This window comes from Sporosarcina saromensis, assembly GCF_033253735.1.
In the GTDB taxonomy this organism is placed as follows: Bacteria; Bacillota; Bacilli; order Bacillales_A; family Planococcaceae; genus Sporosarcina; species Sporosarcina saromensis.
The window spans coordinates 72,849-84,416 of record NZ_JAUBDI010000015.1 but is presented as its reverse complement, the minus strand read 5'-3'; the positions used below and the strand labels follow the sequence as shown (position 1 = coordinate 84,416).

At 40.9% G+C, this 11,568-nt stretch carries 7 protein-coding genes and 1 rRNA gene; all 8 read right to left on the bottom strand.

The features are described from left to right. A 16S ribosomal RNA gene (locus QT711_RS14325) occupies positions 1–123 on the bottom strand; the annotation flags it as partial. A 454-nt stretch (positions 124–577) separates the two neighbouring features. Beyond that, positions 578–1,669, bottom strand: coding sequence for an HD-GYP domain-containing protein (locus QT711_RS14320; RefSeq protein ID WP_317945334.1), 1,092 nt, complete (start codon positions 1,667–1,669; stop codon positions 578–580). 401 nt (positions 1,670–2,070) lie between these two features. Next, entirely contained in the window at positions 2,071–4,605 is a 2,535-nt protein-coding gene (gene gyrA, locus QT711_RS14315; protein WP_317945332.1) for a DNA gyrase subunit A, read from the bottom strand. Positions 4,606–4,778: 173 nt separating this feature from the next. After that, complete coding sequence (gene gyrB / locus QT711_RS14310) at positions 4,779–6,701, bottom strand: DNA topoisomerase (ATP-hydrolyzing) subunit B (RefSeq protein WP_317945337.1); 1,923 nt, start codon at positions 6,699–6,701, stop codon at positions 4,779–4,781. A gap of 93 nt (positions 6,702–6,794) precedes the next feature. Further along, entirely contained in the window at positions 6,795–7,913 is a 1,119-nt protein-coding gene (gene recF, locus QT711_RS14305) for a DNA replication/repair protein RecF (protein ID WP_317945330.1), read from the bottom strand. After that, the gene (yaaA, locus tag QT711_RS14300) at positions 7,903–8,142 is read right to left on the bottom strand and encodes a S4 domain-containing protein YaaA (protein WP_317945328.1); all 240 of its coding nucleotides are present in this window, start codon (positions 8,140–8,142) and stop codon (positions 7,903–7,905) included. Before yaaA ends, recF begins: the two co-directional genes overlap by 11 nt. Before the next feature lie 302 nt (positions 8,143–8,444). Beyond that, the gene (dnaN, locus tag QT711_RS14295; RefSeq protein ID WP_317945326.1) at positions 8,445–9,581 is read right to left on the bottom strand and encodes a DNA polymerase III subunit beta; all 1,137 of its coding nucleotides are present in this window, start codon (positions 9,579–9,581) and stop codon (positions 8,445–8,447) included. Between the two features lie 213 nt (positions 9,582–9,794). Continuing rightward, entirely contained in the window at positions 9,795–11,144 is a 1,350-nt protein-coding gene (gene dnaA / locus QT711_RS14290; RefSeq protein ID WP_317945324.1) for a chromosomal replication initiator protein DnaA, read from the bottom strand. Positions 11,145–11,568: the final 424 nt, after the last annotated feature.

The window sequence follows — 11,568 nt, the reverse complement described above, 5'->3', positions numbered from 1 at the left end:
CCACGTGTTACTCACCCGTCCGCCGCTAATATCAGGGAGCAAGCTCCCTTCAATCCGCTCGACTTGCATGTATTAGGCACGCCGCCAGCGTTCGTCCTGAGCCAGGATCAAACTCTCCATAAAAGAAGAAAATGAATAGCTCATTTCTTGCTGGCATCATTTAAGATGTCAATTTTGAATCCGAAGATTCGAGTTGTTCGTTCACCGACAAGTCGGCTTCAGAACTTTATTTGTTGACGTTTTGCTGTTCAGTTTTCAAGGTTCATGTTCGGCCGCTTCGTTCAGAAGCAACTTTTATATAATACCATGTTGTTCATTTCGATGTCAACAACTTTTTTAAAAAAGTTTTTCAACCTGTTTTCAAGTCGTTTTCGTTTATCGGAAGTGCAACGTTATCTACTATATCACCATATCATTATCAGTGCAATACTTTTCTTCAATAAATATCTTGTTTTATATAAAACCTAGAAAAGAAAGCATTTATCCACTATCCTCCGCTTTTTATTACCAACAACTTTTGAAACCTACTCTCCATATCAGACCAATGGAAAGTAGATTTCAAACCCATTCCATCTGTTCACTCAATAATCTTAGCAATCGCCAAGTGCCGATGTGTTGTTAAATCAATAATGGAACCATCTGCTTCTTTTTTAATCATCGGTCGGAGGGGTGCATCTCGGTGGAGGAACATCACTTCACCTAACTCACCATCCGTCAACTTTACACGTGTGCCAATTGATAAATCGCCAACTAGTTTCTGAAGAGCCTCTACTACTTTAAGGTCAAACTTGCCAAACTCTTCTTCTTTTATCATTTCAATTACTTTAAAAGGAGAATGTTTTGGCCGATAAAGTCTTTCTGACGTCATTGCGTGATATACGTCTGCAACGGCTATAATTTGAGAGAATAGCGAGACTGCCCCTAACTTATCGCCTCTTGGATAACCGCTGCCATCCAATCGTTCGTGATGTTGAAGTATGGCTATTTTCATCTCCTGACGAAGTAGCGGGGATTCTTGTACCATTTTTAAACTGAACAATGTATGTTTCTTCACTTCGCTATATTCTTCTCTTGTAAGGAAGGCTGTTTTCTCTAAAATAGAAGGACTAATTTTAGACATGCCGCAATCCGCAAGTGTCGCTGCAATTGCTAGTTGCAACATATCCCCCTTTTCATACCCCATTTGTTTACTAATCGCTGCTGACAAAATACCAACCGCCACTGAGTGGTGATAAATATATTCATCCGGATTAGAAAACTCATTTAATAAAGCTAACATCTTTTTTTGCTTAACAAAATTTTCGATTAAAGGTAAGGTGAATGCTCTCACTTTTACTATGTCAGGTTTTTGACCAGCTCTCCAATAGAAAAATTCTTTTTTATAGTCTCGGACTGTTTCGTTATATTGTTTACGTAGCACATACATACTCATCGGAAGATCGTTCATCAATTCTTGTGTGGACATTGTAGATGCTAGCGATTCGTTTTCTTTTTTGGTGACGCGTTCTTCCACTAACACTTTCTTTATACCAAAAACTCGAAGGACTTCAATATGTTCTAACGTCAACTCTGTATCTTTGCGCATGATTGGATACTTCGTTTTTGAATAGACATCTTCTTTTAGCAAGATTCCAGCACGTAAGTCACTACTATTCTTCAGTATTTCCATTTCTAAAGTCTCACCGCTTCCCCATATCTCTTAAGAACTATCATACTCCAATTTATAAAATTAAACGATAGAAAAATATGAAAATGATCTGGAGATGTCTTTTTTAACCAACGTGCAAATTTAATTGCATTTCATCGGTTGTCAGCTTCCGGTAGGCCTATGTGCAGCTAACACACTTCTTGATACCCCAATGACTCCTTGCGGCATCGTCCGCTGCATTAAAGTAATTCACACTTTACTGTGCGTTTTATGTAATTTCAACTTCCTACACTTGCCCACGTCATGATCAAATCAAATAAAAAAACCGTGTGAAATCAAATTACGGAGATTTCACACGGGTTTACTTTTGGAATACCATGCTACTTAGTCTGTTAACAGACAAGCATTCACAGCATATTTTTTTATTCTTCGTCGTGGCTTTCTTCCACTTCACTGCTGCTTTCTACGTCCACTGATTGTTCCTCAGTTTCTGTGTCTGCATGATTTTCGCTATCATAAGAATCTTCTTGCTCTTTTTCCACTTTCGCTACTGTTGCTACGTGCTCATCTTCACCAAGACGGATTAGACGAACACCTTGTGTACTACGACCAATGGAAGAGATGTCTTCAATGTCCATACGGATGAGAATACCGTGAATCGTAATTAGCATCAGATCTTCTGTACCATCTACTGTTTTCATGGCTACCAGTGGACCGTTTCGATCGGTGACATTCAAGGTTTTTAGGCCATATCCTCCACGGGACTGGATACGGTACTCCTCTTCAGGCGTACGCTTTCCAAAACCTTTTTCCGTAACGACAAGAATTTCATCACCTTCTGCAACAGTATCCATGCCGACCGCCACGTCACCTTCACGTAAACGGATACCACGCACACCACTTGCAGTACGACCCATGCAACGGATATCACGTTCGTCAAACTTGATGAGCATGCCGTCTCTTGTACCGATGGCAATGTTTTGATCGCCGTTTGTCATTTTAACGCCAATCAATTCATCCTGGTCGCGTAACGTTAAGGCAATTAATCCGTTTGAACGGATATTTGCGAAATCGGCTACAGACGTTCTTTTCACAACACCCTCACGTGTAGCAAAGAACAAGTATTTATCCGCTTCAAACTTCTCGACAGGAATCATAGCTGTAACTTTTTCATCCTTGTCGAAGTCTAGAAGATTAATGATTGGCAGTCCTTTTGCCGTACGGCTGAATTCAGGCACTTCGTATCCTTTTTTCCGGAACACTCTCCCTCTACTCGTAAAGAAGAGGATCGTGTCATGTGTGGAGGTATTCAACAAATGCTCAACAAAATCATCATCATTTGTTCCCATTCCTTGAATACCACGACCGCCACGACGTTGGCTACGATACGTATTGGCAGGTAGGCGCTTAATGTAGCCATTATGCGTTAACGTCAACACAGAGTTCTCTACAGGAATGAGGTCTTCATCCTCGAGCATTTCTGCGCCACCCATCGTGATTTCTGTCCTGCGATCATCCGCGAAACGGTGTTTCACTTCTAGAAGTTCTTCACGAATAATATCGACAACTTTTTGATCATCTGCAAGAATTGCACGTAATTCGGAAATGAGTACTAATAGCTCTTGGTATTCATTTTCGATTTTGTCGCGTTCCAAACCAGTCAATCGTTGTAAACGCATGTCCAAAATTGCTTGGGATTGACGTTCTGACAAATTAAAGCGTTCCATCAACCCGGTTTTTGCTTCATCTGTTGTTTTGGATCCACGAATTAATGCAATAATTTCATCGATATGATCGAGCGCAATCCGCAAACCTTCTAAAATGTGTGCACGATCTTCTGCTTTGTTCAACTCATATTGCGTTCTTCTACGGATAACTACTTTTTGGTGTTCTAAGTAATGATGTAAAATTTCTTTCAGTGCTAATATTTTCGGCTGTCCTTCAACGAGTGCAAGCATATTGATCCCGAAGCTTGATTGGAGAGCCGTATGTTTGTACAAATTGTTCAATAATACATGGACATTCGCATCTCTACGCACTTCGATAACAATCCGCATACCTGTACGATCCGATTCATCCGCTAAATGGGTAATGCCTTCGATTTTTTTATCGCGGACCAACTCAGCAATTTTTTCAATCAAACGTGCTTTGTTCACCTGATAAGGCAACTCTGTGACGATGATTGTTTCTTTACCGTTTGATTGCTGCTCAATTTCGATCTTCCCACGGATAACTATGGAACCGCGACCCGTTTCATAGGCTCTACGAATTCCGCTTCTTCCAAGAATGATTCCTCCAGTTGGGAAGTCCGGTCCTGGAATGATTTCCATCAATTCTTCAGTCGTAATTGCGGGATTATCTGCCATCGCTAATACACCATCAATTGTTTCTCCAATATGATGTGGTGGAATATTCGTTGCCATTCCGACAGCAATTCCAGACGTTCCGTTAACGAGTAAGTTCGGGAACCGGCTCGGTAACACAATCGGTTCTCTTTCTTGTCCGTCATAGTTGTCTTGGTAGTCAATCGTGTCTTTATTGATATCACGTAGCAATTCCATCGCGATGCGAGACATCCGAGATTCCGTATAACGCATTGCTGCCGCCGCGTCACCATCAACGGAACCGAAATTCCCATGGCCATCTACCAACATGTAACGATAGTTGAAGTCTTGCGCCATCCGGACCATCGTGTCGTAAACGGCACTATCACCATGTGGATGATACTTACCGATAACGTCACCAACGATACGTGCTGATTTCTTATGTGGTTTGTCTGCAGTATTTCCTAGATCTTGCATTGCGTAGAGGATACGACGGTGAACGGGTTTCAATCCATCCCTCACGTCAGGTAAGGCTCTAGAGACGATAACACTCATTGCATAGTCGAGAAAGGATGTTTTCATCTCCGTACTGATGTTTATTCCTTGGACACCGCGTTTAGGCATATCTGCCATTTTGTCAAACTCCTTTCAACTCAGGCGCTTTTCTTGCACAGCCTGTCAACTGAACAATGCCCCTGTTTGTTGGCAGGTCCATGTGCTCGTGTTTGTTCTACTTCTTACCGAAAAATCGTCCAACAGGGGTTTACCTTGTTGGATGATTTCCCTTACTGCTCTATGAAAACGGATTACGCATCTAAGTTCTTTACATACATCGCATTTTCTTCAATGAACTTACGTCTTGGCTCCACTTCATCGCCCATCAATTGCTCAAAAGTCGTATCTGCATCCAATGCATCTTCGAGTTGCACTTGAAGGAGCGTACGTTGTTCAGGATCCATTGTTGTTTCCCATAATTGAGTGGCATCCATTTCACCAAGACCTTTATAACGTGTAATAACCGGTTTTGGCGTTGTAGACAGACGCGCTAAAATCGCTTGCAATTCTTCTTCATCGAAGCAGTACTCCTCATGCTTCCCTTGCTTCACACGATAAAGTGGTGGTTGAGCAATATACACATATCCTGCTTCAATCAATGGACGCATGAAGCGGAAGAAGAATGTCAACAGTAACGTCCGAATATGGGCTCCATCGACATCCGCATCGGTCATAATGATGATTTTATGGTAACGGGCTTTCGACAAGTCGAATTCGCCGCCAATACCTGTTCCGAGTGCTGTAATCATCATTCGAATTTCAGCATTTCCAAGAATACGGTCCAATCTGGCTTTCTCTACGTTCAAGATTTTTCCGCGTAACGGCAGGATCGCTTGGAAATGACGATCACGACCACTCTTTGCTGAACCACCTGCCGAGTCACCCTCAACGATATACAACTCGCTAATCTTTGGATCGCGAGATGAACAATCCGATAACTTACCAGGTAGACTTGAAACTTCCAAAGCGGATTTACGACGAGTCAATTCTCTCGCATTCTTTGCTGCGATTCGTGCACGTGCTGCCATAAGACTTTTATCGATGACTAATCGTGCAGTAATTGGATTCTCGAGTAGGAAACGTTGGAATCCTTCTGAGAATAAAGCATTTGTAATCGTACTGACTTCTGAGTTTCCTAACTTCGTCTTCGTTTGTCCCTCGAATTGTGGATCAGGGTGTTTGACGGAAATAATTGCAGTTAACCCTTCACGAACATCGTCACCCGACAAGTTCGGATCAGATTCTTTTATTATTCCATTTTTCCTTGCATAGTCGTTCACGACGCGCGTTAATGCAGTCTTAAAGCCTGATTCATGTGTACCGCCCTCATACGTATTGATGTTATTGGCGAATGAAAACAGATTTTCTGCAAATCCGCTGTTATATTGCATCGCAATTTCAATGGAAATCCCATCTTTTTCACCTTCTATGAAAATCGGATCTTCATGAATCGGTTCTTTGTTTTTATTCAAATGCTCAACGTAAGATTTAATGCCGCCTTCGTAATGGAAAGTGTCAACACGCTTTTCTTCTTCACGTTCATCCGTAATCGAAATGCGTAATCCTCTATTCAAGTAAGCAAGCTCTCGTAAGCGATGGGCTAAAATCTCATATTCATAGACCGTTGTCTCCAAAAAGATTTCAGGGTCAGCTTTAAAACGGATGCGCGTTCCTGTCTCGTCTGTTTCTCCGATCACTTCAAGCTCTTTCGTCACGACACCTCGCTCAAATGTGATGGCATGAACTTTTTCATCGCGGCGCACATACACTTCTGTGTATTCAGATAGGGCATTGACGACTGATGCACCTACACCGTGCAAGCCTCCTGAAACTTTGTAACCTCCACCACCGAATTTTCCACCTGCGTGAAGAACCGTCATAATTACTTCAACAGCCGGTCGGCCTGTGGATTCTTGGATGCCTACGGGGATACCACGCCCATTATCATCTACACGAATCCAGTTATCTTTTTCAATTGTTACTTCAATGTGGTCACAATAACCCGCCAAAGCTTCGTCAATACTATTATCGACAATTTCCCATACAAGATGGTGTAGCCCTCGCGAACTCGTTGTACCGATGTACATGCCCGGACGTTTACGGACAGCCTCTAAGCCTTCAAGAACTTGTATCTGATTCGCATCATAAGCTGTCTGTAATTCTTTTTCTTCCATAGCCAAAATGTTCACCTTTCCTTTCCGAACATCAATCATCGTTAAGCTTTATTCATTTGTGCAGACGTGCTGTTGGAACTCGTGAATCCGACGTCATTCTTCTTTTGCCACTTGTCCTGCTGAAACGTTGTACAGTTTAGCGTTACGTATCGCTTCGTGGTCTAAACCAGCAATGTTAGTCGTCGTTACAAATGTCTGCACTTGACCTTGCATGGTGTTCAACAGATGAGACTGACGGTAATCGTCTAGTTCCGATAGGACATCGTCCAACAGAAGGACAGGGGTTTCGCCGACTTCCTGTTTTACGAGATCGATTTCCGCAAGTTTTAGGGACAGCGCAGTCGTTCGTTGCTGCCCCTGCGATCCATACGTCTGTATATCGTAGCCATTCACAAAAAAATGGAGATCGTCTCGATGCGGTCCGATCAAAGTCATCCCACGATCCAATTCACGACGTCTCGATTCCTGTAATTTCTGGCTGAATATTTCTTCCATCTGTTCAGTAGTCTGCCCAGAATCCAACTCTTTTAAAGTGCCATATGACACTTTTAACTGTTCAAGTCCTCGCGAAATCCCTTTGTGAATCGGTTCTGCCCATTTTTGAAGCAGTTCGACAAAGTAGAATCGTTTTCGAATCAATTGAACAGCAATTTGAATATATTGTTCTGTATAAATATCGAACATGACGTCCGTAAAATCCATTTTACCGCGGTTATCTTTTAAAATGGCATTTCGCTGTTTAAGAATCTTTTGAAACGTAAGCAAGTCATGTAAGTAGACTGGAGAGATTTGGCCGATCTCCATGTCTAAAAACCTTCTACGGACTTGCGGACTGCCTTTTACAAGATTCAAATCTTCTGGTGCAAACATGACAACATTCAATTGACCGATGTAAAGACTCAGACGGTTTTGTTCCAAATGATTGACGCGAGCTTTCTTGCCTTTTTTAGAAATGGTCAATTCTAGCGGTAACCGTCCATATTTGCGTTGGACGTCCCCTTCTATTTTACCATACTCTTGCTCCCAGCGTATAAGTTCACGATCATTTGCTGTCCGATGCGACTTTGCCATCGACAATACATAGATGGCTTCCATGATATTCGTTTTACCTTGGGCGTTTTCACCGATTAGGACATTGATTTGAGGGGAAAAATTCAATGTTAGAGAAGAATAATTTCGATAATCTGTTAAGGCAAGTCGTTCAATGAACATCTGAATGACCGTCTACTGTAGAAACAATTTTATACCTGCCGGATCCTGGTATATTTACAACATCACCGTCATATACTTTTTTACCTCTCCGACGCTCTTCTTCGCCATTCAAGTAAACAGTATGTTCTTCCAAAAACCATTTAGCCATGCCACCAGAGCTAATGACGTCGGTCATTTTTAGCAACTGGCCAAGCGTTATGAACGATGTGTCAATTCTAATCTCTTCCATTCGTTTCATTCCTTCACTTCGTAGTCTGTCCTTCTATTTTACCGAACTTTGCTCAGTAAGTAAAAGGGGGGCTCAGATTTTGATAAAAAACAGGACAAATTCAACCTTTTAGACTTGTCAACATGTGGATAAGTAAATATTTAACGCTGATGTCCTTCTAGTTATAGATTATTTTGATCCGTTCATTGGACACCTATTTGGATCTTCTGAGGCTTTAGGGAAGTTATTTGTAAAAAATTAAAAAAGAGCAGCAAACGAGCATTATTTACATGCCGCTTGCTGCGTATTTCCGCTGTACTGAATTAAAAAGTTCTGACCGGAAGAATTAATTGTAAAATTGAGTCGCTATCAGTGGATTTCAAAATGAATGGGCGCATTGCACCTGTAAAGTGAATGGCGATATCTTGCGCATCAATCGCTTTTAAGGCGTCCATCATATATTTTGCACTAAAGGATATTTTTAAATCTTCGCCGTTTACATCAATTGCTTCAATCGACTCTTCAACTTTACCGATTTCTGGTGAATTGGAAGAGATCTCAATGATTTTTCCTCCATCAGCTGAGAAACGGACAATGTTATTTCGTTCTTCACGAGCAAGTAATGAAGCTCGGTCAATCGCTTGCAGCAATTGGCGGCCATTCACATGTACAGTCGTTTTGTGCTCAGCTGGAATCAAACGAGAAGTGTCTGGATAATTACCTTCCAATAATCTGGAGTAGAACAAGACATTTCGAGATTTAAACAGTACTTGCTGATCAGCGATAACAATATCTACAAGTTCTGTATTGTCTTCTAAAATTTTGTTCAACTCTTGCAAACTTTTCCCTGGAATCACAACACTGAAGGCACTTTCAGGCATGTTTTCAGGAACGATTTCACGGCGAGCAAGTCGGTGGCTGTCTGTTGCAACGCATACAAGTTTTTCGTCAATTGTTTCCCAATGTACTCCCGTAAGAATTGGACGAGTTTCTTGTTGGGACACAGCAAACACGGTTTCCCGAATAATTGATTTCATCAAATCAGATGGTAAGGAAAAACGGTATTCATCCTTCACATTAGGTAGCACAGGATAGTCATCTGTACTTGAACCAATTAAGTGGAATTCAGATTTACCTGACTGAATATGTGTTTGCAAACCATTTTCAACTTCAATCGTGACATCATTTGTAGGAAGTTTACGTACAATTTCACTAAAAACTTTTGCTTGAAGAATGATTGAACCTGATTCAATGACGCGGATGATTTGTTCACCATTTTCTTCAACAGGAATGAACGTACAAATCGTAATATCCGAATCACTACCGGTCATTGTCAATCCTTTATCATTTACTTCGATTTTTACCCCAGTCAATATCGGGTTTGCTACTTTTTGACTGATTGCTTTCATGACGTCATTCAATCCTTCGAGCAACCAGTCTCGCATTATTTCAAATTTCATTCTGCACCCTCGCTTATATAATTAATTAGTTATTAATAAAGATAGTAATAGTAATAGGGGCTGTGGAAATGTGGATAAGCCTGAGAATGCTAGATTTACAAAAGCTATTCACATGTGCATAAAGTGTTCATAGCTTGTAGCGAATTTTTATAGTTATACACATGTGGGCTTGTCCGTCTTTTACAGGTATGCCGTCAGACAACGACCACTAACTTAGCCGCGACCTAATGCATTTCGAATATCTTGTATATCTTGCTGCAAGTTTTGATCTTCTTTCATTTGTTGGGAGATTTTTTCATGCGCATGAATAACAGTTGAATGATCGCGGCCCCCAAATTCCGACCCGATCTTAGGCAAGGACGAATCAGTCAGTTCACGCGATAGGTACATCGCAATTTGACGAGGAAAAGCGATTGCACGCGTTCTTTTCTTTGCTGTAAAGTCTTCAAGACGTACACTATAATGCTCCCCGACAGCTTTTTGAATGTCCAAAATGGTAACAGTTCTAGGACGTGAATTCGGTATGATATCTTTCAATGCTTCTGCAGCTAGGTCAGTCGTTATATCCATATTGACGAGTGAAGAGTAAGCGACAACCCGAATAAGCGCGCCTTCTAATTCACGTATGTTGGAATCAATTTGATTGGCAATGTACAACATCACTTCATCAGAAATATCGATCAGTCCATCTGCTTTCGCTTTCTTACGAAGGATGGCGATACGTGTTTCTAAATCAGGTGGAGCAATATCCGTTATTAATCCCCATTCAAAGCGCGAACGCAAGCGGTCTTCCAGTGTTGGAATCTCCTTTGGTGGACGATCACTTGATATGATAATTTGTTTCGATTCTTCATGAAGCGTATTAAAAGTATGGAAAAATTCCTCTTGTGTCTGTTCTTTTCCTGCAATGAACTGAATATCGTCTATTAATAGGACATCCACGTTCCGATATTGATTTCTAAATTCGCCGGCCTTGTTATTCATAATGGAATTAATGAATTCATTCGTAAATTTCTCCGACGATAAATAAACAACTTTAGCAGTCGGATCTTGTTCCATAATATAATGCCCGATTGCATGCATGAGGTGGGTTTTACCTAGTCCTACCCCTCCATAAATGAATAGGGGATTATACGATTTTGCGGGCGCTTCCGCTACTGCAAGCGATGCAGCATGGGCGAACCGATTCCCTGAACCTATTACAAATGTATCAAATGTATATTTAGGATTTAACATTACTGATGCCGATTGAACTGGAGCTTTCTCCACTTGCTGAACAGTTGCCTTAGGCACAGGGAAATCGCTTTCTTCCATATCTTTTGGGACGACAAAATGTATAAAACGATCTTCGCCGGTCAAATCTGAAAGAATACCCGTTATCAAATGTACATAATGTGTTTCGAGCCAATCCTTCGCAAACGAATTTGGAACAGCAATCGTAACATTCTCATCTCCGTAGGACAGCAATTTCGTCGATTTCAACCAAGTTTCAAAACTGGGTCTGGAAATACGGTTTTCAATTTTCGACAATACACTGTCCCATAATTTATCTAGCTGATCCACTCGTGGGCCTCCTTTACTGACAAAATAAAAAACACAGGAATATGTATTATACACACAAATCAGCTGTGTGGATAACAAATATCCAAAAGTGTTGAAAAAATTATCCACAACCTATTAACAATTGTGGATAAGAAAAAGTCGGTTTATGTTTATTAACAGCAAAATCCTATACATTGTAACAAGAAACTACAACAAACACAAGGGATTCTATGAGTTATTAACAATAGCGACAATTGTGGAGAAAAACGTTATCCACAGCTTTTCATATGTGTAAAAGGTGTAGATAAGGGTTGTGCATAAAAAATACCGAAAAAAATTCTATAAACAAATTATGACCTGAGATGAATTTGAAACTGTGGATAACCCAATTCCACAATCGAACCGTAGATTTTTTTGTCGATAAATGAAAGTAACAGATACAAAC

Bases quoted from the DNA above. Each gene is read 5' to 3' on its own strand.
- QT711_RS14320 (WP_317945334.1), bottom strand. From the start codon at position 1,669: ATGGAAATACTGAAGAATAGTAGTGACTTACGTGCTGGAATCTTGCTA.
- gyrA (WP_317945332.1), bottom strand. From the start codon at position 4,605: ATGGCAGATATGCCTAAACGCGGTGTCCAAGGAATAAACATCAGTACG.
- gyrB (WP_317945337.1), bottom strand. From the start codon at position 6,701: ATGGAAGAAAAAGAATTACAGACAGCTTATGATGCGAATCAGATACAA.
- recF (WP_317945330.1), bottom strand. From the start codon at position 7,913: ATGTTCATTGAACGACTTGCCTTAACAGATTATCGAAATTATTCTTCT.
- yaaA (WP_317945328.1), bottom strand. From the start codon at position 8,142: ATGGAAGAGATTAGAATTGACACATCGTTCATAACGCTTGGCCAGTTG.
- dnaN (WP_317945326.1), bottom strand. From the start codon at position 9,581: ATGAAATTTGAAATAATGCGAGACTGGTTGCTCGAAGGATTGAATGAC.